This is a genomic window from Mycobacterium sp. NPDC050551, from assembly GCF_040674075.1.
Lineage (GTDB): Bacteria > Actinomycetota > Actinomycetes > Mycobacteriales > Mycobacteriaceae > Mycobacterium.
On sequence record NZ_JBFARC010000002.1, the window covers coordinates 1080811 to 1106104 of the forward strand.

The following is a 25294-nucleotide window of genomic DNA, read 5'->3' on the forward strand; positions in this document are numbered from 1 at the left end:
GTTGGACGGGTATCCGCGGCCCGGCCTACGGTGACACCAGACCCGACAGAGGAGAACCGTGCCCAGCACCGACGACACCGCCACCCGCCGTGATCCTTCCCGCCGCCCGGGTGTGCTGCAGGTGGGCCCGCTGAAACCCTCCCTCGCCGAGACGCTGCGCACCGACTACGACGCCCAGGTGCTGCCCGTGGATGCCGGCGAACGTGAGCGTTTCCTCGGCGCCGATGCCGCGGACGTCACCGTCGTGGTGACCTCGGGCCGCACCGGTGTGGACGCCGCACTGATGGCGGCGTTGCCGCGACTCGGCGCGGTGATCAACTTCGGCGTCGGCTACGACACCACCGACGTCGACGCCGCGGCCGAACGCGGTGTGCTGGTCAGCAATACGCCCGACGTCCTGACCGACTGCGTCGCCGACACCGCCGTCGGGCTGATGATCGACACGCTGCGCCGCTTCTCGGCCGCCGACCGCTACCTGCGCGACGGTCGCTGGCCCGTCGACGGCAACTACCCGCTCACCCGTCAGGTCAGCAACACCCGGGTCGGCATTCTCGGCATGGGCCGCATCGGCGGCGCGATCGCCAAGCGGCTCAGCGCATTCGGCTGCACCATCTCCTACCACAACCGCAACCGCGTCGAGGGCTCGCCGTACGCGTACGCGGCGTCGCCCGTCGAACTCGCCGGTGCCGTCGACGTGCTGGTCGTCGCCGCGGCGGGCGGTTCGGGCACCCGGCGGCTGGTCGGTCGCGACGTGCTCGACGCATTGGGCGCCGACGGCTACCTCGTGAACATCGCCCGTGGCAGCGTCGTCGACGAGGACGCACTGGTCGAGGCCCTGACGCACGGCCGCCTGGCCGGCGCCGGTCTCGACGTGTTCGCCGACGAACCCCATGTGCCCGAGGCGCTCATCGCCCTCGAGAACGTGGTGCTGCTGCCGCACGTGGCGAGCGGCACCGTCGAGACCCGGGCCGCCATGGAGGCCTTGACGCTGCGCAACCTCGACTCGTTCCTCGCCGACGGCACGCTCGTCACGCCGGTGCCGATGCCGGTGCCCGCCGCGGGCTGACTAGGTTCCCGTCGGCACCCAGTTGCCGTGGAAGCCCGCGGGCACCCGATGGGGCAGTCTGACCCTGGCGACATCCTCGAGGGTCTGCGCGTCCAGGATCGCCAACTCGCTGCGGTCGGTTTCGCGGTCGTAGACGTAACCCATCAGCACGCCCTCGTCCTCGTCGGCGTCCGGGGACGTCGGCTCGAACACGAACTCGCCGAGCCCCTTTCCGGTCCCGAAGGACCGGGCCAGGCTGCCGTCGCCGATCAGGTCGTGCTTGAACAGCGTGCCCTCGGGGGCGGTGCCGTCACCGACGGCGGGCGCGTAGCCGTACCGGTGCCGCTTGCCCACCAGCCGTTCGTCCACCCGCGGGAACTCCTGCCCGCGGTCGTCGATCCGGGACTCGCGCACCTTGCCGTCGGCGAGGTCGACCGTCCAGCGGTCGAGGGTGGGCGGGCCTTCGTTCGGCCCGAGGTGATCGGTGTCGAACATCTTCGGGTGACGCACCACGTCGAGGACGATCGTGTCACCGTCCTCGTAGGCGTTCATCGGGTGGAAGACGTAGCACGGTTCGACGTCGAACCACCGGACGTCGGCGCTGCCGCCGTCGCGCGGCATCACCCCGACCCGTGCCGGATAGCGCGGGTTCCAGGAGTACGGGAAGCGCCGGTCGGCGGTCATCGACCCCGGCTGCCGGGCCGCGATCGGATCGGGGATGCGGACGCGGCCGATCAACGCGGACAACAGGAGCCGGGCCGGCAGGCGCAGACCGCGCGGCACCGTCATCTCCGCGGCCTGGCGGTTGTCGAAGGTCACCGGCAGGTCGTAGAACACCACATAGCGCTCGGTGAGCGAGAAGTCGTGCATCATCGGGCTGCCGTTCACCTCGACGTCGACGGTGCGGCGGGCCCGGCCGTCGACACCGATCACCGAGTACCGCACCGTGTTTCCGCGATGCATGCTGTAGGTGACCGCGTGGAGTTCGCCGGTGTCGGGATCGCGCTTGGGATGTGCGGCGTATCCGCCGTGCAGAGTGCCGTCGAAGTCGCAGACGCCGACGGTGTCGAGTTCCTCGGTGAGTTCGTAGTTCGCCACGCCACCCTCGATCAGCGCGAGCGTCCTGCCTGCGTGCCCGATCACGTTGGTGTTCGCGCCGATCGCCGAGACGCCGGGGTCGCCGGACGGCGGGGTGTCACCGAGCATCCGGCTGGCGTGCGGCCCGCGCACCCACCTGTTGCGGTACCACTCGGCCTTCCCGTCGCGCAGTCGGATGCCGTGCACCATGCCGTCCCCGATGAACCAGTGGTAGAGCGCCGGGTCGATCTCCCCGATCGGGTTCGGCCCGTTGCGCAGGTACCGCCCGTCGAGGTGGCCGGGGATCGTGCCCTGCACCTCGAGGTCGGTCAGTGTGTACTCCTCGTCGATCGGCGCGAGAGCACCCTCGAGATAGCGATTTCCCATGCCATGCCCCTATAACAGTGTTATTTCGCGGTCGCCCTATGTATAACACCGTTATGAGACGATGGCAATGATGAACGCCGACCCGAAGCATCAGATGGTGGAGGCGGGCATCCTGATCCTCGAGCGCGACGGTTTGCCCGCCCTGAGCGCCCGCCGCGTCGCGACCGAGACCGGGACGTCCACCATGGCGGTCTACACGCACTTCAACGGCATGCCCGGGCTGATCGAGGCGATCGCCGCCGAGACGTTCACCCGCTTCACCCGGGCGCTCACCGACATCGCCCAGACCGACGACCCGGTGGCCGACTTCTTCGTGATGGGCGTGCGCTACCGCGAATTCGCGCTCGCCCATCCGCAGCGCTACCAGATGATGTTCGGCACCTCGGCGCAGTCATTGAACCGCCACCACGCCGACCTCACCGTCACCGGGAACTCCAGCAACAGGCCGGAGTTCGCGGTGTCGTTCGAGGCGCTGCTGACCGTGGTGCGCCGGATGATGGCGGCGGGCCGGATCCGCGACGACGGGGTGTCGGTGATCGCGGGGCGGTTGTGGAGCATCACTCACGGGACGGTACTGCTGGAGATGGCCGGCTTCTTCGGCCACGAAGACCACGGCCTCACGCAGATCCTCGCGCCGCTCACCATCGACACACTCGTCGGCCTAGGTGACGACCGCGAGCGCCTGGACAAGTCAATGGCCGCGGCGATCGAGGCGATCGGCTAGTACCGCCGAAACCCGGCGGCCGAGTCGGTAGCGTCGACTGTCGTCGGGTACCGCGACGGGAGGCCACCATGAAACGCTGGATCGCCGGAGGATCGGCCGCCCTGCTGATGGCCGCATCGCTGATCACCGCCGCTCCCCCGGCCGCCGCCGGCTGCCTCTACGGCGGACCTGTCATGAGCAAGTGCGACGGACCCGTCCAGCCCGGCGGGACCTGGCAGCGGTGCGTGGCGGTCGCCCAGTGGGTGCCCAGCGGCCTCAGTTCCCATCTGGTGCCCGTGAAGCACTGCAACCTCATGGGTCCCGGTCAGCCCGGCGGCGATCCCGGCTTCAACGACCCACCCGTGCGCATCGCGCCCTGAACTGCTCCCCGCTACGCCGTAGACCAGGTCACCAGCAGGTCGTCGGTGGTCCATTCACGTTGCGGCAAGACGTCTTTGAGTAACCGCAGCAGCGCTGGGTTGGAGCTGTCGCCACGCCACACCGCGTCGAGTTCGACGGGCCGCTCCCGGAACGCGCCGATCGACCGGAACACAACGCCCTCCGGATGCAGCGTCGCCGCCGAGGCGGGCACCAGCGCGATGCCGATGCCCGACCGCACCAGCACCAGCATCGTGTGCACCTGCGTCACGTACTGCACGTACCGCGGCGTCGCGCCCGCGATGGTGAACGTGCTGATCAGCAGCTCGTTGAAGTACCTGGCCTGCACGGGCGAATACATCACCACGTCCTGGCCGTCGAGATCGTTGAGGGTGAGCTGACGGCCGAGGCCGACGAGGTCGTGGCCGCTGGGCAGCGCGGCGACCAGCTGCTCGTGCAGCAGCGGCCGCGACACCAGGCCGGGCCGTTTCAGCGGCGGACGGGCCATGCCCAGGTCGAGCTCACCGGTCATCAGCCCCTCGACCTGTGCGGCGGTGACCATCTCGCGCAGGTCGAGCTTCACGTCCGGCAGTCGCTCCCTGGTGCGGTCCAGCAGCCGGGGCAGCACCGCGTGCGCCGACGCGGCAGTGAAGCCGACGACCACGGTGCCGAGATCGCCTGCGGGAATCCGCTTCACGGTCTGCGCGGCACCCTCGGCGAGCTGCAGGATGCGGCGGGCGTCGGGCAGGAACGCCACACCCGCCGGGGTCAGCGTCACCGACCGCGTGGTGCGGTCGATGAGGTGGACGCCGAGCTCGCTCTCCAGCTGCTGGATCTGCCTGCTCAGCGGCGGCTGGGTCATGTGCAGCCGTTCCGCGGCACGGCCGAAGTGCAGTTCCTCGGCCACCGCGATGAAGCACGACAACCGGGCGAGCGAGAACACCGATGCACTCCTTGAATCACCGCCGCCGCCATGGAGGCGTCAGTGCATCAGCGTAGACCCGCGGGGGTCACCAGCGCGGGCTGCCCGCCCGGAATGTCGGGTCGATGCTGCGCATGTAGCCGGTGTCGTCACGGTCCCGGATGCCGCAGCGCAGGTACTGCTCGTGCAGGGCGGCGAGGCTGTCCTCGTCGATCTGGACGCCGAGTCCGGGCGTGGTGGGAACCGGCACCGCGCCGTCGACGAACCGCAGCACGCCCTGCTCGACGACCTCCTCGGTCTTCCAGGGCCAGTGCGTGTCGCAGGCGTAGGTGAGGTTCGGCGTGGCGGCGGCGAGCTGCACCATGGCCGCCAGGCTGATGCCGAGGTGCGAGTTCGAGTGCATGGACATGCCGAGCCCGAAGGTATCGCAGATGCCGGCGAGCAGCCGTGACCGCTGCAGCCCGCCCCAGTAGTGGTGATCGGAGAGCACAACGCCGACAGAGTGTTTCGCGACCGCGGGCGCCAGCTGGTCGAACGCCACCACGCACATGTTGGTGGCCAGCGGCATCGGGGACTGCCGGGCGACCTCGGCCATGCCGTCGAGGCCGGGCGTGGGGTCCTCGAGGTACTCCAGCACGCCGGCCAGGCCCGTGGCGACCTTCACCGACGTCTCGGGCGTCCACGCCGCGTTCGGGTCGAGCCGCAGCGGGTGGTGCGGGAAGGCCGCCCGCAACGCCTCGATGGCGGCCATCTCCTCCTCGGGTGGCCGGACGCCGCCCTTGAGCTTGATGGCGGTGAAGCCGTACTCGGCGATCATCTTCTGCGCCTGGGCGACCAGCTGATCCGGGTACAGCGCCTCGCCCCAGCCGTCGGGCTCGCCGCCGGGATGGGCCGCCCACTTGTAGAACAGGTACGCCGAGAACGGCACGGCGTCGCGCACCGATCCGCCGAGCAGATCCGACACGGGCCGGCCCGTCGCGTGGCCCTGCACGTCGAGGCACGCCACCTCGAACGGCGAGAGCACCTGGTCGACCGCACTGGCCGAGGTGATCATCCCGGCCGTCCCCACCGCGGCGTCGTCGCCGCGCAGCCTGTCGGCAATGGCGGCGCGAATGGCGTTCAGCGCGAACACGTCCTGGCCGACGACGGCGCCCGCGGCCGCGCTGAGCCGCTCCAGGTGCTTGGTGTCGGCGTACGTCTCGCCCAGTCCGGTCAGGCCGGCATCGGTGTCGAGCTGGATGATCGCCCGCAGTGCGTACGGCTGGTGCACGCCGACGGTGTTCAGCAGCGGCGGGTCGGCGAACGCGACCGGGGTGATGCGCGCGCCGGTGATCCGGATCGGGCGGTCCGGCATCAGCGCACCGCGGGGGCGGCGAGTGCCTCGGCCAGCACCGCGCGGCCCGCGGCGATGATCGCGCGGAGCTCCTCGACATCCTCGGGGGCGGCGTCGATCAGCGGTGGCCGCACCGGTCCGGCGTCGAGGCCCTCGAGGGCGACGCCGGCCTTGATCAGCGCGACGGGGTAACCGGGCACCTTGTCGCGCAGCCGCACCAGCGGGTGGAAGAAGGTCCGCGACAGCGCCTCGGTGAGTGGCTCGTTCCCTGTCTCGAGCGCCTGGTAGAAGGCGAGTGCGAGATCCGGCGCGAACGCGAAGGTGGCCGACGAGTACAGCGTCACGCCGATGGCGCGGAACGCCTGCTGCGAGACCTCGGCGGTGGGCAGGCCGTTGAAGAACTGGAACGGCTTGCCCGACGGCGCCAGCGCATCGTAGACCGCGCGCACGATCCGGCCGACGCGGTCGAAGTCGCCTGTGCCGTCCTTGAATCCGACGACGTTAGGGATCTGTGCGACCTCGATGGCCGAGGCCTCGGTGTAACGGGCGTTGTTGCGGTTGTACACGATCAGCGGCAGGTCGGTGACCGCGGCGACCTCACGGGTGTAGGCCACCAGTCCGGCCTGCGGCATCTCCACCAGGTAGGGCGGCAGCAGCAGCAGTCCGTCGGCGCCCGCCTCTGCGGCGGCCCTGGCGAACGCCTTGGCCTGGGCGAGCGATCCCCCGGCGCCGGCGTACACCGGCACTCGGCCGCCGACCACGTCCACGGTGGTGCGGACCACTGTGCGCACCTCGTCGGTGTCGAGCGCGTGGAATTCGCCTGTGCCGCAGGCGGCGAACACACCGCCGGGTCCGGCGTCGACGCCGGTGGCGATGTGCTGCGCCAAGCGCTCGGTGTCCACCTCGCCTGCCGCGGTGAACGGGGTGACGGGGAAGAACAGGACGCCGTCAAGCATGGGTTGCTCCTAGATCGATCGAGAGGGGGTCAGTCGCGGGTGAGTTCGCCGTCGATGCGGCGCCAGAGCCGGTCGGGGTTGCCGTCCGCGATCGCACTGGGAAGCAACGACTTCGGTGCGTTCTGATAGCAGACCGGGCGCAGGAAGCGCTCGATCGCCCGGGACCCCACCGAGGTGGTCCGGGAGTCCGAGGTGGCCGGGAAGGGTCCGCCGTGCACCATCGCGTGGCCGACGTCGACGCCGGTGGGCCAGCCGTTGAACAGGATCCGGCCGGCCTTCAGTTCGAGCGTGGGCAGCAGTGCGCCCGCCTGCTCGACGTCGGAGTCGTCGGCCTGCACCGTGGTGGTCAGCTGGCCTTCGATGCCGGCGGCCACGCGCTGCATCTCGCCGATGTCGGCACACCGGACGATGAGCCCCGAGGCGCCGAACACCTCGGCCTGCAACGCCTCCGAGCCCAGCAGGCCGGCGGCGTCGGTGGAGAACAGCGCCGCACGGCAGGACACGCTCGGTGCGTTGTCCGACGACCCGCGGGCGATCAGGTCGGCCTCGGCGGCCAGCGCGTCGACGCCCTGGCGGTACGTGTCGGCGATCCGCGGGGTGAGCATCGCGGCGGGCGCGCTCGCGCTGAGGGCGTCACGGGCGGCGGCGATGAAAATGTCGAGGTCGGGTCCGTCGATCGCGATGACCAGTCCCGGATTGGTGCAGAACTGACCGGCGCCCATGATGAGCGAGCCGACGTACTCGCGGCCGAGATCGGCGGCGCGGGTCGCCAAGGCGCCCTCGAGCAGGAACACCGGGTTGATCGAGCTCATCTCGGCGTAGACCGGGATGGGCTCGGGCCGGCCTGCGGCCGCGGCGACCAGGGCCAGGCCGCCGGCGCGCGAGCCGGTGAAGCCGACGGCCTTGATGCGCGGGTCCTTGACGAGTGCACCACCGAGTTCCGGGCCATCGCCGAACAGCAGCGAGAAGGTGCCCGCGGGGAAGCCTGCGTCGGCGACGGCGGCGGTGATCGCCCGGCCGACCAGTTCGGAGGTGCCCGGGTGGGCGTCGTGGCCCTTGACCACCACGGGGCAGCCGGCGGCCAGCGCGGAGGCGGTGTCGCCGCCGGCGACGGAGAAGGCCAGCGGGAAATTGCTCGCGCCGAACACGGCCACCGGTCCGAGCGGGACGAAGCGCTGGCGGATGTCGGGGCGCGGCACCGCACGGTCGGGCAGTGGCGGGTCGATACGGGCGCCGTTCCAGCTGCCCTCGCGGAGCACCGCGGCGAACAGCCGGAGCTGCCCGGTGGTGCGGCCGACCTCGCCGGTGAGCCGTGCCTCGGGCAGGCCGGATTCGGCGTGCGCCCGCGCGACGAGGGTGTCCTTGACGGCCTCGATGCGCTCGGCGATCGCTTCGAGGAACTGGGCCCGCTTCTCGGCGGGCGCGCTGCGGTACTCGGCGAAGGCGTCGGCGGCCGCGGCACAGGCGGCGTCGACGTGCGACGCGTCGCCGTAGCGGTAGGCGGGCTCCAGTTCGGAACCGGTGTTGGGGTCGAAGCCGCGGATCTCCGCGCCGGAGCCGTCCACCGCCTGCCCTGCGATCAGCAGCTGGCCGGTGAGTTCACCAGCCGTCACTGTGGAAGTCATGGTCCCACGGTAGAACGCCGATAAATGCTTGTCTAAGTCCGTTTTGGGGTCGACTTATGCCTGCATTGAATCGCCGGCCGCTGTGTGGCCCTGCGACTCGCTCCTTTTTGCACCCTGGGTCGTTGCGCGGACGAGATCACGACCCTCAGCGCAAAAACGACGCCTCGACGAGCGCTACGAAGCCCTTGGCTCGTCCCGCGCCGCGAGCCGGCGCAGCACGTCGCGCCCGACCGCCCGGACGTCCTGATCCGCCGACGCAGCGATGAGGGTGACGCCGTCGGCCACGCCTGCCGTCTCGATGTCGGCCACCAGTCCGGTCAACCCGTCGACGGTGCCCGCGTACTGCAGCGTCGTCGCGGCCTCGGCGGGCCCCAGCGCGCCGCGCGCCGCCCGGAAGTCGGCGGCCACCGCGACCGTGACGTCGAGGATCACCGCGACGTCTGCCCGGTCGGCCCTGATCTGGCTCCTGGCGCGGCGCGCCTGCTGCAGATCGGTCGCGGCCACCCGCACGGCCCGCTGCTCGCCGGTCGTCAGTTCCTGCCAGTCACCGTCAACCACATATAGGCGCACGGCAGCCACCGTACGAGCGGCCTGCCACCGCGTCGAGGCTTGCGCTCAGCGCGAATCGAAGCTCTTCGAACCGCTGTCGTCGGAGCTGTCGCCCTCGGCCGTGTCGGCCGCGGGTTCGTCTGTGGTGACGAGCTTCGAATCCTGCATCCCCTCGACCTCTTCGGCGCTCTTGCCACGCGTCCGGTAGAGGCTGGCGATCGTCGTGATGATCAGCGTCACGATGATGACACCCAGGCTGAGCAGGGTCGGGATCTCCGGCACCGGCACGGGCTCGCCGCCGTTGATGAACGGCAGCTCGTTCTCGTGCAGCGCGTGCAGAACCAGCTTCACGCCGATGAAGGCCAGGATGAACGCGAGGCCGTAGGACAGGTACACCAGGCGCTTGACCAAGCCGCCGAGCAGGAAGTACAGCTGCCGCAGACCCATGAGCGCGAATACGTTGGCGGTGAACACCAGGTACGGCTCCTGGGTCAGGCCGTAGATCGCCGGGATCGAGTCGAGCGCGAAGATGAGGTCGGTGGTGCCCAGCGAGACGATCACCAGGAACATCGGCGTCATCAGCCGCTTGCCGTCCTCCTTGACCCACAGCTTGAGGCCGTCCCACTTGTCGGTGAGCGTCAGGTGGTTCCGGGCGAACTTGACCACCCGGTTGTCGCCGTCGTCCTCGTGATCACTGTCACGGGTCAAGTTGATCGCCGTGTAGACCAGGAACGCGCCGAAGATGTAGAAGATCCAGGAGAACTGCTCGATGGCCACCGCGCCGAGGGCGATGAAGATGCCGCGGAAGATCAGCGCCAGGATGATGCCGACCATCAGCGCTTCCTGCTGATACTTCTTCGGCACGTTGAAGCTGGCCATGATGATCAGGAAGATGAACAGGTTGTCCACCGAGAGGCTGTACTCCGTCAGCCAGCCTGCGAAGAACTCGATCCCGAAGTCACCGCCGTGGAAGAACCACACCCACACCCCGAAGACCACCGCCAGCGAGACGTAGACGGACAGCGCGATCGAGCATTCCTTCATGCTCGGCTCGTGCGGGTTGCGGGCAATGGCCACCACGTCGAACAGCAGCACCGCCACCGTCACCGCGATGGTGATGCCCCATTCCAGGGCGGAAACGTTCACTCGACATACCTCCGGTCGTCAAACACGCCGGAGGTCTCTTCCGCCGCCGCGCATGACACGCGGGGCCCGCAGCACCGGTCGGCCGATGACGGCCGACGTAATGACGACACCGCGGCGAAGGAATACTCCCCTCCGGAACCGATTGTGCCTGGCCGAGACGGTCGTGGCCAATCGGGGTCCTGCCGGTCGATCACTGTCGCGATCCAAGGGGGGATACCCCGCAACGGCCAAACGTCACCACACGCCGCCGCGCCGCCGACCGGGGGCCGCCGCGCTGAGTAGTTTGTACCCGTGACAGCAGCGGACCCGCGGCACGAAATACCCGCTCAATACGCGTTGTCGCCGTTCGCTCCGGAGCCGCGCACGCTGATCGACATCCTGCACGAGACGGCGGGCCGGTTCCCGGACTCGCCCGCCCTCGACGACGGCACCGTGCAGTTGACGTATGCCGAGCTCGTCGCCGACATCGACGAGAGCGTCGCGTGGTTGGCGGCCCGCGGGATCGGACGCGGTGACCGGATCGGCATCCGAATGCCGTCGGGCAGCTACGCGCTCTACGTGGCGATCCTCGCGACGCTGGCCACGGGCGCCGCCTACGTGCCGGTCGACGCCGACGACCCCGACGAGCGCGCCGCCCTGGTGTTCGGTGAGGCCGGGGTGGTGGCCGTCATCACCGAGGAGGGACTGGTGCGCGCCACCGGATCGTCGCGGGGCTGGCGCGCGGCCGCCCCGCTCAGCCGGGACGACGCCTGGATCATCTTCACCTCGGGATCGACCGGGACACCGAAGGGTGTGGCCGTCACCCACCGCAACGCGGCGGCGTTCGTCGACGCCGAGGCCCGGATGTTCCTGCAGGACAATCCGCTCGGTCCGGGTGACCGGGTGCTGGCCGGGCTGTCGGTGGCGTTCGACGCGTCCTGCGAGGAGATGTGGCTGGCCTGGCGGCACGGCGCCTGCCTGGTGCCCGCCCCGCGGTCGTTGGTGCGCAGCGGGATGGACCTCGGCCCGTGGCTGGTGTCGCGGGACATCACCGTGGTGTCGACGGTGCCGACGCTCGCCGCGCTGTGGCCTGCCGAGGCGCTGGAGGCGGTGCGGCTGCTGATCTTCGGCGGCGAGGCGTGCCCGCCGGAGCTCGCCGAACGACTCGCGGTCGACGGCCGCGAGGTGTGGAACACCTACGGCCCCACCGAGGCCACCGTCGTCGCCTGCGCGGCGCGCCTCGACGGCCGCTCGGCGGTGAGCATCGGGCTGCCGCTGGCCGGCTGGGACCTGGCCGTCGTCGACAAGAACGGTGTCCCGGTCGCCGAAGGCGAGGTCGGCGAGCTGGTGATCGGCGGCGTCGGCCTGGCCCGCTACCTCGATCCGGAGAAGGACGCCGAGAAGTACGCCCCTATGCCGACGCTCGGCTGGTCGCGCGCGTACCGCAGCGGCGACCTGGTGCGGCTGCAGGCCGACGGCCTGTACTTCGTCGGACGGGCCGACGACCAGGTCAAGGTGGGTGGGCGGCGCATCGAACTGGGCGAGGTGGACGCGGCACTGGTCAATCTGCCCGGCGTCAGCGGCGGCGCGGCAGCCGTGCGCCGGACCACCAGCGGCACTCCCCTGCTGGTCGGCTACGTTGCGAGCGCCGACCCCGCCTTCGACGTCTCGGCCGCTCGCGCCGCGCTGGCCGAGTCGCTGCCCGCGGCGCTGGTGCCGCGGTTGGTGCTGCTCGACGAGCTGCCCACCCGCACGTCGGGCAAGGTCGACCGCGACGCCCTGCCGTGGCCCCCGCCCGGTGAGCCCGCAGACGTCGCGACCGAGCTGGGCGGCACCACCGGATGGCTGGCCGGTCTGTGGCGCGACGTGCTGGGCGCACCGGTGGACGGGCCGGAGGCGGACTTCTTCGCCCTCGGTGGCGGGTCGCTGTCGGCGGCGCAGCTGGTGGCCGCACTGCGGCAGCGCTACCCGCACGTCACGGTCGCCGATCTCTACGACCACCCCCGGCTCGGGTCGCTGGCCGGCTACCTCGACGAACTCGACCCGCCGCCGGCCGTCGTCACCCGCGACGTCGCGCCGACACCCCGGCTGACGCAGCTGGTGCAGGTCGGGCTGTCACTGCCGCTGGCCACGCTGACCGGGTTGCAGTGGGTGGTGTGGCTGGCCCTGGTCAACAACCTCGCCGCCGCGGCGGACCTGGTGCCGTGGGTGACGCCGGTGAACTGGTGGTGGCTGCTGGCCGGGTTCCTGCTGTTCGTGTCGCCGCCCGGCCGGATGGCGATCGCGGTGCTGTGCGCGCGGATGCTGATCGGCAGCCTCGAACCCGGCACCTACCGCCGCGGCGGGCCGGTACACCTGCGGGTGTGGCTGGCCGAGCGGCTCGCCGAGGCCAGCGGCGCGGAGAACCTCGCCGGGGCGCCGTGGCTGGTCTACTACGCCCGAGCCCTCGGCAACACCGTCGGCAAGGGTGTCGACCTGCACTCCTCGCCGCCGGTGACCGGCCTGTTGCGACTCGGCCATCGCTGTTCGATCGAGCCCGAGGTCGACCTGTCCGGCCACTGGGTGGACGGCGACCATTTCCACGTCGGCCGGATCACCGTCGGCAACGACGCCACGATCGGCGCCCGCACCACGCTGCTGCCGGGCGCCGTGGTGGGCAAGAACGCCGACGTCGCCCCCGGGTCGGCGGTGGTCGGCAAGGTGAAGAACGGCCAGTACTGGAAGGGATCACCGGCGGTGAAGTCCGGCAAGGCCCGCCACCCCTGGCCCGATCACCGGCCGCGCCGCGCGCCGCTGTGGGTGGCGGTCTACGGCGTGACGTCGGTGTTGCTCGGCGCGCTACCGCTGGCCGCATTGGCGGTGGGCCTCACCGTGCTGGGCTGGGCTGTGCGACACACCGATTCGCTGGGAGCCGCGGTGCCGGTGGCGGCGCTGTGGACTCCGGTGGCGATGCTCGCCGCCGTGCTCACCTACGCGGCGCTGACCGTCGCCGGGGTGCGGCTGCTGTCGCTGGGTCTGCGCGAGGGCTACCACCCGGTGCGCAGCCGCACGGGCTGGCAGGTGTGGGCCACCGAGCGACTGATGGACGCCGCACGCACCTACCTGTTCCCGCTGTACGCCAGCCTGCTGACACCATCGTGGCTGCGCATCCTCGGCGCGAGAGTCGGCCGCGGCACCGAGATATCCACGGCGCTGTTCACCCCGAAGTTCACCGAAGTGCAGGACGGCGCGTTCCTGGCCGACGACACCATGGTGGCCTCCTACGAACTCGGCGGCGGCTGGATCCACATCGCGAAGGCGACCATCGGCAAGCGGGCGTTCCTCGGGAACTCGGGCATCACCCAGCCGGGCCGCAAAGTCCCCGACGACGGGCTGGTGGCGGTGCTCTCGGCCACCCCGCACAAGGCGAAGGCGGGCTCGTCATGGCTGGGCAGCCCGCCGGTGCGGTTGCGGCGCAAGCCGACCGCGGCCGACGCGCTGCGCACCTTCCACCCACCGCCGCGGCTCAAGCTGATGCGGGCCGCCGTGGAGACGTGCCGGCTGATCCCCGTCCTGGTGTCGTTCGGGATCGGAGTGGCGGTGCTGCTGACGCTGCAGGCGCTGGCGATCCGGTTCGGCTACCTGTGGACGGCGCTCGCCTGCGGCGTGGTGCTGCTGATCGCGGGCGCGGTGGCCGGGGCGATCGCGGTGCTCGCCAAATGGCTTGTGGTGGGCCGGATCACGGCCATCGAGCATCCGCTGTGGTCGTCGTTCGTGTGGCGCAACGAGGTGGCCGACACGTTCGTGGAGACCGTGGCGGCGCCGTGGTTCGCGCGGGCCGCCAGCGGTACCCCGGTGATGAACCTGTGGCTGCGTGGCCTCGGCGCGACCATCGGCCGCGGCGTGTGGTGCGAGACGTACTGGCTACCGGAGGCCGACCTGGTGACGCTGGCCGACGGCGCGACGGTCAACCGCGGCTGCGTGGTGCAGACGCACCTGTTCCACGACCGCATCATGCGGATGGACACGGTCGTGCTGGAGCGGGGTGCGACGCTGGGCACCCACTGCGTGGCGCTGCCCGCGGCCCGGCTGGGCGCCGGGTCGACCGTGGGCCCCGGCTCGCTGGTGATGCGCGGTGACGAGGTGCCCGCGTCGAGCCGCTGGCAGGGCAATCCCATTGCGCCGTGGATTCTTTCCCGCAAGAAGCGCCGGGACGCGACCGACGGTCGACAGGACAGCGCCGCGTGACGCGTGCGAAGAAGGCCGCCAAGAAGTCGTCGGCGCCGGTGATCGACCCGTACCTGCCACGCAACGGCAACTTCGGTTACCGGGTGTCGCGTTACGAACTCGACCTGGAGTACAAGGTCGCGATCAACCGGCTGTCGGGCACGGTGACCGTCACCGCGGTGACGCTCGCGGCGTTGCGCGACTTCACCCTCGACCTGTCCGACGCGCTGTCGGTGAGCAAGGTGTCGGTCAACGGGAAGCGGCCGGCCCAGTTCGGCAGTGCGCACGGCAAGTTGCGCATCGTGCTGCCTGCGGCGCTGCCCGCCGGTGCGGCGATGACCGTCGAAATCCGCTACGGCGGGAACCCGCGGCCGATCCGGTCCCACTGGGGTGACGTCGGTTTCGAGGAACTGTCCAACGGCGCACTGGTCGCGGGGCAGCCCAACGGCGCGGCGTCGTGGTTCCCGTGCGACGACCATCCCGCCGCCAAGGCCAGCTACCGCATCCAGGTCAGCGCCGACAGCCCCTACCGGGTGCTGGCCAACGGCGAGTTGGTCTCCCGGCGGACCAGGGCCGCGCACACGGTGTGGACCTACGAGCTGGCCGAGCCGACGTCGACGTACCTGGTGACGCTGCAGATCGGGATGTACGAACGGCACCGGATGGCCAAATCGCCGGTGCCCATCCACGCCGCGCTGCCGCCGCGGCTGCGCGACCACTTCGACCACGACTTCCACCATCAGCCGCAGATGATGAAATTGTTCGTCAAGCTGTTCGGGCCGTATCCGCTGTCGTCGGGCTACACCGTGGTGGTCACCGACGACGACCTCGAGATCCCGCTCGAGGCGCAGGGCATGTCGATCTTCGGCGCCAATCACTGCGACGGGCACCGCAATTCGGAACGCCTTATCGCCCACGAGCTGGCCCACCAGTGGTTCGGCAACTCGGTGACCGTGCGGCGGTGGCGCGACATCTGGCTGCACGAGGGATTCGCCTGCTACGCGGAGTGGTTGTGGTCGGAGAACTCCGGCGGCCGTTCGGCCGACGAGTGGGCACGGCACTACCACCACCGGCTGGCGGATTCGCCGGAGGACCTGCTGCTGGCCGATCCCGGTCCGCGGGACATGTTCGACGACCGGGTGTACAAGCGCGGTGCGCTGACGCTGCACGTGCTGCGCCGACATCTCGGCGACGACGCCTTCTTCGCGCTGCTGCAGGACTGGACGGCCCGGCACCGCCACAGCACCGCGTTCACCGACGACTTCACCGGCCTCGCCGCGAATTACGCGCAGGACTCGCTGCGGCCGCTGTGGGATGCGTGGCTGTACTCCGAGGATCTGCCGAAGCTGTGACCGACGTCGGCGGGGCGCCCTCGACCGGGCCCGTCACCCGGGGCAGCGTGGCCCGGGTCGGGGTGGCGACGGCGCTGACCGCCCTGTGCGGCTACACCGTGCTGTATCTGGCCGCGCGTGCACTCGAACCCGAGGGCTTCTCGGTGTTCGGCGTGTTCTGGGGCGCCTTCGGACTGGTGACCGGCGCGGCGAACGGCCTGCTGCAGGAAGCCACCCGGGAGGTCCGCTCGTCGCGGCACCTCGAGGTCACCACCGGTGAACGCACACCGCCGATGCGGGTGGCCGCGATGGTGGGAGTGGTGACGGCGCTGCTGATCGCCGGGAGTTCGCCGTTGTGGTCGGGGCACGTGTTCGTCGAGTCGGGCGGGCTGAGCGTGGCGCTGCTCAGCGTCGGCCTCGCCGGATTCTGCCTGCACGCAACGTTGCTCGGGATGCTCGCCGGGGTGAACCGCTGGACGCAGTACGGGTCGCTGATGGTGACCGACGCCGTCATCCGGGTGGTGGTCGCGGTGGCGACGTTCGTGCTCGGCTGGGGCCTGGTCGGGTTCCTGTGGGCGACGGTGGCCGGCGCGGTGGCGTGGCTGATCATGCTGGCGGCGTCGCCGTCCACCCGGGCGGCGGCCCGGCTGCTCACCCCCGGTGGAGTCGTCACTTTCCTTCGCGGTGCGGCACATTCGGTGACGGCCGCAGGCGCGAGCGCCATCCTGGTGATGGGTTTCCCGGTCCTGCTGAAGGCCACCTCGGAGGATCTCGGCGCGGCGGGTGGCGTGGTGATCCTCGCGGTGACGCTGACGCGGGCGCCGCTGCTGGTGCCGCTGACGGCCATGCAGGGCAATCTGATCGCCCACTTCGTCGACCAGCAGGATCGGCGGCTGCGTGCCCTCGTCACGCCCGCGGTGGCCGTGCTCGCACTCGGCACGGTCGGGGTGATCGCCGCCGGCCTGCTGGGACCGTGGCTGCTGCAGAACGCATTCGGGGCGGAATACCGGGCCGACGGCCCACTGTTGGCGTGGCTGACCGCGGCGGCGGTGGCGATCGCACTGCTCACGCTGACCGGTGCGGCCACCGTCGCGGCGGCACTGCACCGGGCGTACGCGGTGGGCTGGGTGGGCGCCACGGTCGCGTCGGTGCTGTTGCTGCTGCTGCCGCTGGATCTGGAGACCAGGACGGTGGTGGCGCTGCTGTGCGGACCGGTGGTGGGCATCGCCGTCCACCTGGTGGCGCTGGCCCGGTCGGACGTCAGCCCGGTGGCTGCGGACTGAGCAGGGCGGCCAGCAGCCGGATGCGTTGCGCCTCGATCTCGGGCTGCGGCAGGACGGGCCGCACCAGCGCCGCCCCGTCGAAGGTGTTGGTGAGCATGGCGACGAGCGCGCCGAACATGTCGTGCGGGAACTCGTCGGCGCCGGGCAGCGAGCGGGCGATGTCACCGATGTTGGTGGCGTACACGGTGAGGACGTCGCGCAGGGTGGCGCGCAGCTTGTCGTCGGTGCGTGCGGCGACCAGTAGTTCGTACATCACCGTGTTGGTGTCGTTGCCGGTGACGTCACGCAGGATCGTCAGCACGGCTTCGAGCGCGGGCTGGTCGGCGGGGATCTCGGCGACCTGCTTGGTGAACAGGTCGAGTTGGCGCCGCATCACCTCGTAGGCCGTCGCCGCCATGAAGTCGCCCATGGTCGGGAAGTGCCGGAACAGGGCGCCGTCGGAGACCTGTGCCCGGCTCGCGATCACCTTGGCCGACGCCCGCGCGTAGCCGACGTCGATGATCGTCTCGATGCTGGCGTCCAGGAGCCGGCTGACGGTTTCCGCCCGTCGCTGCTGCTGCGTTCTCGCCATGTCAGACAGGCGTTTTCACGCGACTGACCGGTTCTGCGCCTGCGCGCAGGAAGCGTCCCGCCCGCACCGTGGTGCCGTAGCCGTCGCAGAACTCGCCATCGCGGAACACAACGACGCCGTTTACACCGGTGGCGGCCACCGCGGCGTCGTTGCGGTTGACCATGCGGCTCAACCCGCCGTAGAAGTCGACCTCGGATTCGTGATAGCCGTCGACGGAGTCGTCGAGGCCGGCCGGGTCGATCACCACGAAGTCGGCGCGGTCGCCGTCGCGCAGGGTGCCCGCGGGAACGCCGAACCAGTCGGCGACCTCGGCGGTGAGCCGGTACACCGCACGCTGCACCGACAGGAACGGCCTGCCCGCCCGGTCGGCCTCGACCGTGCGCTTGAGCAGCCGCAGCGCGTAGTTGTAGAACGCCATGTTGCGCAGGTGCGCTCCGGCATCGGAGAAGCCCATGTGCACAGACGGTTCGGCGGCGAGGCGGTCGAGTTCGCGGGGCCGGTGGTTGGCCACGGTCGTCGTCCAGCGCACGTTGCGCTCACCGTTCTCCACGAGCACGTCGAGGAACGCGTCGAGTGGATGGCAGTCGCGTTCGTCGGCGATCTCCCCGAAGCTCTTGCCGACGAGTGACGGGTCGGGGCAGGCGACGATCTTCGCGTCGTGGAAGTCGCGGTGCCAGAGGGTGGGTCCAAGGATGCGGCGGTCGAACTCGGTGCGGAAGCGGCGGCGGTAATCGGGGTCGGCGAGCAACTCGTTGCGCTCCAGCTGTTCCCGTAGGTGCAGCGCGGCGGTGCCTGCGCCGAACTCCTCGAACACCGGCAGATCGATGCCGTCGGAGTACAACTCGAACGGCACCGGCAGATGCTGGAACCGCACGCTGGCGCCGAGGACACGGTTGAGAAGGCGGGTGCCCGGTCCGAACACGCGGGCCGCACCCGGCGCGGACTTCGCGTCGGCGGAGACCAGCAGGCTCATCCGCACCCCGGCGCGGCGGCCCAACATGCGGCTGCTGGCCAGGAAGAACAACAGCGCGGTCAGCGGGTTCTTGACGTCGGGGGCGCTCTGCAGGATGCGGCGGCGTCGGCGCAGCGCCCCGATCAGCTTGCGACGCTCCTTCCACGTGGCGAAGGTCGAGGGCAGTGCCCGGGAACGGAACCGCTCACCGTCGAGCCTGTCGATGGCGGCGTCCATCCCGGACATGCCGAGGAGGCCGGCGTCGAGGGCGTCGTCGAGCATCCCGACCATCGTGCGCATCTCGGTCCGGGTGGGCCGGGTGCGCTCGTCGGTGGCGCGGTCCAGTCCGAGCACGGCGGTGCGCAGGTCAGAGTGCCCGAGCATCGAGGCGATGTTGGGGCCGAGTGGCAGGTCGTCGATGGCGGCGACGTACTCGGCGGGCGTCGACCAGGTCTTGTGGGCCTGCAGCGCTCCGAGCACGTACTTGCGCGGCACCGCCTCCACCCGGCTGAACAGGTCGGCGGCGTCTTCGGAGTCGGCGTAGACCGTCGACAGCGAGCAGTTGCCCAGCAGCACCGTCGTCACGCCGTGGCGCACCGATTCGCGCAGGCCGGGGTCGAGCAGCACCTCGGCGTCGTAGTGGGTGTGCACGTCGATGAAGCCCGGGACCACCCACTTGCCCCTGGCGTCGATCACGTCGGTGCAGCCGGTCTCGTCGAGGCTGCCGACGGACACGGCGGCCACGACACCGTCGCGGATGCCGAGGGTGCGCACGCGCGGGGCGGCTCCCGTTCCGTCGAACCAGAGACCGTCGCGGATGATCACGTCGTAGGGCATGGCTCACCGTAGGCCAGATAGTGAGCACTTGCAATCTTTTCTGCCGGATATCCTGGCGCCCGACCGATCGACGGGACAGAGGAGGGCCGATGACCTGGCTGGTGACGGGTGGGGCCGGATACATCGGCTCGCACGTCGTGCATGCGCTGCTGGACGCCGACATGCCGGTGGTGGTCATCGACGATCTCTCGTCCGGAATCGCGCACTTCGTGCCCGACCCGGTGCCGTTCGTCCGCGGCAACCTGCTCGACGAGGACCTGGTGTTCGACACCCTGAGCCGCCACGAGGTCCGGGGCATCATCCACATCGCCGGCTACAAGTACGCCGGGGTGTCGGTGACCCGCCCGCTGCACACCTACGAGCAGAACGTGTCGGCGATGGTGACGCTGCTCAAGGCCGCCGACAGCGCGGGCGTGGACAAGGTGGTGTTCTCGTCGAGTGCGGCGACCTTCGGCACGCCCGACACCGACGTCGTCGACGAGCAGACGCCGACCCGGCCGGAATCGCCCTACGGCGAGACCAAGCTGATCGGCGAGTGGATACTGCGGGACCTCGGCCGGGCCGCCGGCCTGCAGCACACCAGCCTTCGGTATTTCAACGTGGTCGGCTCCGGGTCCGACGCGCTCTACGACGCCAGCCCGCACAACCTGTTCCCCGTCGTGTTCGAGATGCTGCACCAGGGCCGCCTCCCGCGCATCAACGGTGATGACTACCCGACGCCCGACGGCACCTGCATCCGCGACTACATCCACGTCACCGACTTGGCGCTGGCGCATGTCGCGGCGGCGCGGCGGCTGGCCGACGGCCTGCCCGTCGAACCGGTGTACAACCTCGGCAGCGGGGCGGGCACGTCGGTGCGCGAGATCATGACCGCGATCCGCGAGGTCACCGGAATCGAGTTCGAACCGGAGATCATGCCGCGGCGGCCCGGCGATCCGGCCCGCATCGTCGCGACCGGCGAACTGGCGCGCCGCGACCTGGACTGGCAGATGCGGCACTCGCTGCAGGACATGGTGTCGTCGGCGTGGCGGGCCAGCCTGTCGGCGCGGGCGGCGGCGCCGGGTGCGGAGTGGGCCGGCTGAACCGGGTCGCGCGTCTCGCCGCCGCGCTGATCGCGGCGCAGCTGGTGCTCCGCGGAGTGCTGGCTTTCGGCGGCTACTTCTACTGGGACGACCTGATCCTCATCGGACGGGCCGGGACGTCGAGCCTGTTGTCGCCGTCGTTCCTGTTCGACGACCACGACGGGCACGTGATGCCCGCGGCCTTCCTGCTCTCCGGGGCGATCACCCGGGTGGCGCCGTGGAGCTGGGTGCTTCCGGCACTGAGCCTGGTGGTGTTGCAGGCACTGGCGTCGCTGGCGCTGCTGCGGGTGCTGCACGTCATCCTCGGGTGGCGGCCGGTGTTGTTGCTGCCGTTGACGTTCGCGTTGTTCACACCGCTGGCGGTGCCGGGGTTCGCCTGGTGGGCGGCGGCGTTGAACTCGCTGCCGATGCTGGCGGCGCTGGCCTGGGTGAGCGCCGACGCCGTGCTGTTGGTGCGCACCGGGCGTGCGCGCTACGCGGTGTCGGGCGTGCTGGTGTTCTTCGGCGGACTGCTGTTCTTCGAGAAAGCGGCGGTGATCCCGTTCGTCGCGTTCGCGGTGACGGCGCTGCTGGCACACGTGCGCGGCGAGCCGGTGGCGGCGGTGTGGCGGCGCGGACAGCGGTTGTGGATCGCGTCGCTGGCGCTGGTGGCGGCGTGGATCGCGCTCTACGTGCTGGTGGTCGATCAGCAGCGGTGGAGTCTCGATCTGGCGATGACGTGGGACCTGCTGGTGCGCTCGATCACCCATGGGATCGTGCCGGGTCTGGTGGGCGGGCCGTGGGAGTGGCAGCGCTGGGCGCCCGCGTCGCCGTGGGGGACGCCGTCGGTGGCGGCGATGGTGCTGGGCTGGTTGGCACTGACCGCCGTGGTGGCGGTGTCGCTGGCCCGCAAGCAGCGGATCGCGCCGGTGTGGGCGGTGGCGGTCGGTTACGCCGTCGCGTGCCAAGTGCCGATCTACCTGATGCGCTCGTCGCAGTTCACGGCGCTGGAGCTGGCGCAGACATTGCGGTACTTCCCGGACCTGGTGGTGGTGCTGGCGATGCTGATGGCGGTGGGGCTCTGTGCGCCGAACCGGGTGTCGGCGTGGCTCGACGCGTCGCGGGTGCGGTCGGTGGTGGTGGTCGGCGCGGTGGCGGCTTTCGTTGGCAGCAGCCTGTATTCGACGGCGACGTTCTTCACGGTGTGGCGCGACAGCCCGGTGCCTGCGTATGTGGCGAACGCCCGCGCGGGGCTGGCCGCGGTGGGTCCGGGCGAGACGATGCTCGACCAGGAGGTCGATCCGCTGATCCTGCAGCGGGTGGCGTGGCCGGAGAACCTGGTGAGTCACATGTTCGCGTTGGTTCGGGACCGACCCGAATTCGCCGACGCCGCAACGGACTTGCGCATGCTGGACCGGACGGGACGAGTGGTCGACGCGCTGGTGACGTGGGTGCGGGCGATCCGGCCCGGGCCACAACCGCAGTGCGGATACCTGGTGCAGCCCGACGCCCCGGTGCGGATCCCGCTGGATGGGCCGCTGCTGCCTGCGGACTGGACGGCCGAGATCAACTACCTCGCCAACAGCGACGGGTCGTTGACGATGTCGCTGGCGGAGGGACGCGAAGCCCGGGTGCCGGTGCGGCCCGGTTTGAACCGGGTGTTCGTGCGGCTGCCCGGGGCCGGCGACGCGATCGAGGTCCGGGCGAACACCGCGGCGCTGTCGGTGTGCATCTCCCCCGGGCCGGTCGGATTCGTGGCACCGAGGTAGTCAGGGGTACGGGATACTGAGCACATGGATTTGCGACGTTGCGGGCCGGTGCGCTCGTGAGTGCACTCGACGGCTTCTACGCAACGTGGAACGACGCCCGCAACACCTTCGGTGAGGGAACGCCACAGGGCGGCGCGCAGATCGACGCCAGCGCCAAGCTCGGTCAGCTCGGAACCGACGTCCAGGCCGCGGCTCCCGGCGACACGTGGACGGGGGCGGCCTCCGAGGCCTACGGCGGAGCCAACAAGAAGCACGGTGACAACCTGACCAAGCTCGCCGACCTCGACCGACGGCTGGCCGCCCAGATGGACCAGGCGGCCGACGTGGTGACCACCGGCCGGTCGAACCTCGACGCCGTCCGCCAGTGGGTCACCGACGCGGCGAACAGCGTCCCGCCCGGCAAGCAGCGCGACGAACTGTTGATGAAGATCGCCAACAGCGGCCTCGGCCAGGTCAGCGAGATCGTGCAGACGTCCAACGACGCCAACAACACCATCCGCGACAACATGAACAAGCTCAAGCCGGAGTTCGAGTCCGTCAACTTCAGCAGTGAGGGCAGCCCGTCCGGCGACCCCGGCGACGACAAGGAAACCGAGGAGCGCGACAGGCTTCCGCGCGGCACACCGACCGGCGAGTCGGAGAGCGAGGGAGAGCAGGACGGCGAGGCGGTGGCCGAGCAAGCCGACCTGCCGCCCGATCAGCAGGATCCCGCGGTGCTCGACCAGGTGGCCGACAATCTTCCGGAGACTCAGCTCACCCAGGCCCAGATCGATGCACTCGCACGCGGCGAGGAAGTGTCCGACGTCCCGCCGGAAACGCTGGACTACTACCGCGACTTCTACCAAGCGGCGGGCAAGGACGGGCTGCTGGCGCTGGACCGACATCTCGAGGCTCAGGAGGCCGCAGGCGACACCGATGCAGGGGCGCAGCGCGACCGGCTCTCCAACGGCTTGATGATGACGAGCAACGAGAACATCGTCGAGAAGAACCCCGACGGCAGCATCGCCGCCCGCGGCGGGTACGACCAACTGCCGTCCGAACTGCGTGACTTCATCGAGTGGCGCAACGGCGACGCGATTCCCAACGAACTCGAACTCGGCACCGTCGCCGCGCAGGAGCAGAACGTCGCCGACATGACCCAGCTCGGCGAACTGTTCGGCGAGGCGAACCCCGGTTTCCAACCCGGGACCCAGTTGGGCACCGAGATGTATCAGAAGGCGGCCGACATGGTCGAACCGAACCGCGATGGCTGGGGGTTCCGCGAGACGTCGGTGGAGTCCTACGAACGTGCGGCGAACAACTACGCGGATGTCGCCGGACGCAACAACGAAGCGTCCTACCGGATCTGGTCTGGCGATGGGATGGAACCGGGGTACAACGCAGAGCACACCGTCCGGACATTGATGGGCCAGGACTGGTCCAACGCCGGTGGCGGCACGGGTGCGGCGACGCTGCTCGACTGGATGAACGAAGACATGGACCGGCCGGTCGGTGACCCGATCGGCGACCGGGCCAGGCAGGCATTCACCGAGGTGCCCCACATGCTGGCGCCGGGCGACAACGATCCGGTGTTCAACACGATGCGGGATTCGTTCGCGCACAACGATGCGGTGTCGACGGAGATGGCTCAACTCCTTGCGGAGAATACGGGCTCACTGGCAGGGCCCGGGACGTACGCGAACGGGTACCCGGAGACGACGTTCGACTCCGCTGGCAACCCCGTCCTCGCCGCGTCTGAGGCCAACCGGTTGCTGGAACTGGGCAGTTATTCAGAAGAGGGCCGGGTCACCCTCGCGCACGCCGCCGAGACGGCCCGCATCGACGAACTCGCGGCGGCCATGCGCGACAACCCGGGCAACATCCAGGACGACGTCAACAACAGTCCGGCGGGCAGCTTGTCCGGCCGCATCGACAACGCGATGCTCGATGCGATCGGCCACCACAACGAGGTGTTCCAGAACGAGATGACCGAGGAACAGCAGCGGGACGCGGTGTACCGCGCCAAGATCCTCGGCGCCGAACTGGCCGGCGTGGCCACCGACGAACTGGCGGGCAAGATCCCGGGCGCGGGCACGATCACGGATGTCACGGGTCTCGCACCTGGGGATCTGGTGGAGAATCAGATCAAGGAGGCGATCGGCACGGCCCAGTACGAGGGGATTTCGGCGCCTCACCAGGACGACTTGGGCGCGGGCGCGAATCGACAAGCGCAGCAAGCCATTCTGCAGGCCGCCTACGACGCGGGGCAGCTCCCTCCGGAATTGGCGCCCAACGGACAGCCGATCAACCTCTCCGGGCAACCGTTGGCTCCCGGCAGTCCGGAAGCCATCGCGCTGGACAACTTCCTGGACAGCCGCGGCCTGAATCCGTATGTCGAGAACTATGGACAGAGCTACAAGATCGATGTCGGCGGCTAACGCGGGCGTCGGTGGGCGTCGCATAGTCGTAGCCGTCACCGTGTTCGTGCTGTGCTCGGTTGCTCTTGTGGGCGGGTGCCGCATGCAGGACGGCACACCGTCAGCGCCGTCGACTTCCGCGCGACCGCCGTTTCCCTACCCGCCGTTCGAGATTCGGACCGACGTGGCGGTGCCGCTGGACCAGCCACTGCTGGGCGCAGCGGAGTTCGCGCTCGACATGTCCGTCGACGCGCGGTTGACCAACGATCCCGATGAGGAGCAGCTGTACCGGGAATACCGAAGCAGGCTGGCACCGGAGGCGGACAGCGAACCGCCTCGCGATCCGGGCCCGTACGTGGGCCAGACGGGCGGTGCACTGCACCGCGCCGTCGCCGTTCAGCAGCTGCCCGACGGAGCGGCCGAAGTGTCGATCTGTTTGTTCGACACCCCGGGCCTGTACGTGATGAAGGAGGATGGCGAGCTGATTGCTGCGCCGTCAACGGGCCCAATCAACCTGTGGCGACCGCGGATCCAGTGGACGAATCGCCCGGCAGCCGACGGATCGACGACTCAGGAGCCCCGTTGGCTGCTGTTGGACGTCGGCGCCGTCCAGTACATGACGAAGGAGCAGGTCGCCGGGGTGTGTGATCCGTTCAAACCCGAGCCGTTCGTTCAGAAGGCGCCCAGCCCGACGTCCTCGCCGGCGACTCCGACGAGGTAGATCCCGCCTTCGGCGACCACTCCTGGCCGGTCGGATTCGTGACACAGACGCCCTTACGGGTGCGGGA

The 25294-nt window shown here is 70.1% G+C and carries 19 protein-coding genes; 10 read left to right on the top strand and 9 right to left on the bottom strand.

What is annotated here, in order from left to right:
- Positions 1-58: 58 nt before the first annotated feature.
- A complete protein-coding gene (locus AB0K11_RS11990; protein WP_364976301.1) occupies positions 59-1066 on the top strand; it encodes a 2-hydroxyacid dehydrogenase in 1008 nt (335 codons plus the stop codon).
- On the opposite strand, the gene AB0K11_RS11995 is transcribed toward AB0K11_RS11990, so the two are convergent.
- Positions 1067-2509, bottom strand: coding sequence for a carotenoid oxygenase family protein (locus tag AB0K11_RS11995; protein WP_364976304.1), 1443 nt, complete (start codon positions 2507-2509; stop codon positions 1067-1069). It abuts the gene before it with no gap.
- Positions 2510-2579: 70 nt separating this feature from the next.
- Between AB0K11_RS11995 and AB0K11_RS12000 the strand changes: the two genes are divergently transcribed.
- Together AB0K11_RS12000 and AB0K11_RS12005 are read left to right on the top strand one after the other, a co-directional pair.
- On the top strand, positions 2580-3233 hold the full coding sequence (locus tag AB0K11_RS12000; protein ID WP_364976307.1) for a WHG domain-containing protein: 654 nt from the start codon (positions 2580-2582) through the stop codon (positions 3231-3233).
- Between the two features lie 68 nt (positions 3234-3301).
- Complete coding sequence (locus AB0K11_RS12005; RefSeq protein WP_364976309.1) at positions 3302-3592, top strand: hypothetical protein; 291 nt, start codon at positions 3302-3304, stop codon at positions 3590-3592.
- An 11-nt stretch (positions 3593-3603) separates the two neighbouring features.
- On the opposite strand, the gene AB0K11_RS12010 is transcribed toward AB0K11_RS12005, so the two are convergent.
- The 6 genes from AB0K11_RS12010 to AB0K11_RS12035 all read right to left on the bottom strand — a co-directional run bounded on the left by AB0K11_RS12010 (position 3604) and on the right by AB0K11_RS12035 (position 10121).
- Positions 3604-4533, bottom strand: a complete 930-nt coding sequence (locus AB0K11_RS12010) for a LysR substrate-binding domain-containing protein (protein ID WP_364976311.1) — start codon at positions 4531-4533, stop codon at positions 3604-3606.
- Positions 4534-4600: 67 nt separating this feature from the next.
- Positions 4601-5866 carry a glucarate dehydratase family protein gene (locus tag AB0K11_RS12015; protein WP_364976313.1) on the bottom strand — a complete coding sequence of 422 codons (1266 nt, stop codon included), beginning with the start codon at positions 5864-5866 and terminating at the stop codon, positions 4601-4603.
- Positions 5866-6801 (bottom strand): 5-dehydro-4-deoxyglucarate dehydratase, encoded by a 936-nt coding sequence (locus AB0K11_RS12020; RefSeq protein WP_364976315.1) that lies wholly within the window; start codon positions 6799-6801, stop codon positions 5866-5868. Before AB0K11_RS12020 ends, AB0K11_RS12015 begins: the two co-directional genes overlap by 1 nt.
- Before the next feature lie 29 nt (positions 6802-6830).
- Complete coding sequence (locus AB0K11_RS12025) at positions 6831-8426, bottom strand: aldehyde dehydrogenase (NADP(+)) (protein ID WP_364976317.1); 1596 nt, start codon at positions 8424-8426, stop codon at positions 6831-6833.
- A gap of 174 nt (positions 8427-8600) precedes the next feature.
- The gene (locus tag AB0K11_RS12030; RefSeq protein ID WP_364976319.1) at positions 8601-9005 is read right to left on the bottom strand and encodes a hypothetical protein; all 405 of its coding nucleotides are present in this window, start codon (positions 9003-9005) and stop codon (positions 8601-8603) included.
- A 36-nt stretch (positions 9006-9041) separates the two neighbouring features.
- Complete coding sequence (locus AB0K11_RS12035) at positions 9042-10121, bottom strand: TerC family protein (RefSeq protein WP_364976321.1); 1080 nt, start codon at positions 10119-10121, stop codon at positions 9042-9044.
- 291 nt (positions 10122-10412) lie between these two features.
- Here AB0K11_RS12035 and AB0K11_RS12040 point away from each other — a divergent pair, with 291 nt between their 5' ends.
- Genes AB0K11_RS12040 through AB0K11_RS12050 form a run of 3 tightly spaced genes read left to right on the top strand, consistent with a single transcriptional unit; the run spans position 10413 to position 16920 of the window.
- Positions 10413-14327 (top strand): Pls/PosA family non-ribosomal peptide synthetase, encoded by a 3915-nt coding sequence (locus AB0K11_RS12040; RefSeq protein ID WP_364976323.1) that lies wholly within the window; start codon positions 10413-10415, stop codon positions 14325-14327.
- Positions 14324-15658, top strand: coding sequence for a M1 family metallopeptidase (locus tag AB0K11_RS12045; RefSeq protein ID WP_364976325.1), 1335 nt, complete (start codon positions 14324-14326; stop codon positions 15656-15658). Before AB0K11_RS12040 ends, AB0K11_RS12045 begins: the two co-directional genes overlap by 4 nt.
- On the top strand, positions 15655-16920 hold the full coding sequence (locus AB0K11_RS12050; protein WP_364976327.1) for a hypothetical protein: 1266 nt from the start codon (positions 15655-15657) through the stop codon (positions 16918-16920). The genes AB0K11_RS12045 and AB0K11_RS12050 overlap by 4 nt, the downstream gene beginning before the upstream one ends.
- Here the strand turns inward: AB0K11_RS12050 and AB0K11_RS12055 are convergent.
- Both AB0K11_RS12055 and AB0K11_RS12060 read right to left on the bottom strand, forming a co-directional pair.
- Entirely contained in the window at positions 16898-17491 is a 594-nt protein-coding gene (locus AB0K11_RS12055; protein WP_364976330.1) for a TetR/AcrR family transcriptional regulator, read from the bottom strand. The two genes, AB0K11_RS12050 and AB0K11_RS12055, sit on opposite strands and share 23 nt — an antisense overlap.
- Before the next feature lies 1 nt (position 17492).
- On the bottom strand, positions 17493-19280 hold the full coding sequence (locus tag AB0K11_RS12060) for an amidohydrolase family protein (protein ID WP_364976333.1): 1788 nt from the start codon (positions 19278-19280) through the stop codon (positions 17493-17495).
- A gap of 89 nt (positions 19281-19369) precedes the next feature.
- On the opposite strand from AB0K11_RS12060, the gene galE reads away from it, so the two are divergent.
- The 4 genes from galE (at position 19370) to AB0K11_RS12080 (ending at position 25227) form a co-directional block, all read left to right on the top strand.
- A complete protein-coding gene (galE, locus tag AB0K11_RS12065) occupies positions 19370-20362 on the top strand; it encodes a UDP-glucose 4-epimerase GalE (protein WP_364976336.1) in 993 nt (330 codons plus the stop codon).
- A complete protein-coding gene (locus tag AB0K11_RS12070; RefSeq protein ID WP_364976784.1) occupies positions 20359-22110 on the top strand; it encodes a hypothetical protein in 1752 nt (583 codons plus the stop codon). Before galE ends, AB0K11_RS12070 begins: the two co-directional genes overlap by 4 nt.
- Positions 22111-22166: 56 nt before the next feature.
- A complete protein-coding gene (locus AB0K11_RS12075; RefSeq protein ID WP_364976339.1) occupies positions 22167-24527 on the top strand; it encodes an EspA/EspE family type VII secretion system effector in 2361 nt (786 codons plus the stop codon).
- Positions 24528-24690: 163 nt separating this feature from the next.
- Complete coding sequence (locus AB0K11_RS12080; protein ID WP_364976342.1) at positions 24691-25227, top strand: hypothetical protein; 537 nt, start codon at positions 24691-24693, stop codon at positions 25225-25227.
- Positions 25228-25294: the final 67 nt, after the last annotated feature.

Excerpts from the sequence above, each read along its gene's own strand:
- AB0K11_RS12055 (WP_364976330.1), bottom strand. The coding sequence starts at position 17,491 with ATGGCGAGAACGCAGCAGCAGCGACGGGCGGAAACCGTCAGCCGGCTC.
- AB0K11_RS12005 (WP_364976309.1), top strand. The coding sequence starts at position 3,302 with ATGAAACGCTGGATCGCCGGAGGATCGGCCGCCCTGCTGATGGCCGCA.
- AB0K11_RS12020 (WP_364976315.1), bottom strand. The coding sequence starts at position 6,801 with ATGCTTGACGGCGTCCTGTTCTTCCCCGTCACCCCGTTCACCGCGGCA.
- galE (WP_364976336.1), top strand. The coding sequence starts at position 19,370 with ATGACCTGGCTGGTGACGGGTGGGGCCGGATACATCGGCTCGCACGTC.
- AB0K11_RS12060 (WP_364976333.1), bottom strand. The coding sequence starts at position 19,280 with ATGCCCTACGACGTGATCATCCGCGACGGTCTCTGGTTCGACGGAACG.
- AB0K11_RS12015 (WP_364976313.1), bottom strand. The coding sequence starts at position 5,866 with ATGCCGGACCGCCCGATCCGGATCACCGGCGCGCGCATCACCCCGGTC.
- AB0K11_RS11995 (WP_364976304.1), bottom strand. The coding sequence starts at position 2,509 with ATGGGAAATCGCTATCTCGAGGGTGCTCTCGCGCCGATCGACGAGGAG.
- AB0K11_RS12025 (WP_364976317.1), bottom strand. The coding sequence starts at position 8,426 with ATGACTTCCACAGTGACGGCTGGTGAACTCACCGGCCAGCTGCTGATC.
- AB0K11_RS12000 (WP_364976307.1), top strand. The coding sequence starts at position 2,580 with ATGAACGCCGACCCGAAGCATCAGATGGTGGAGGCGGGCATCCTGATC.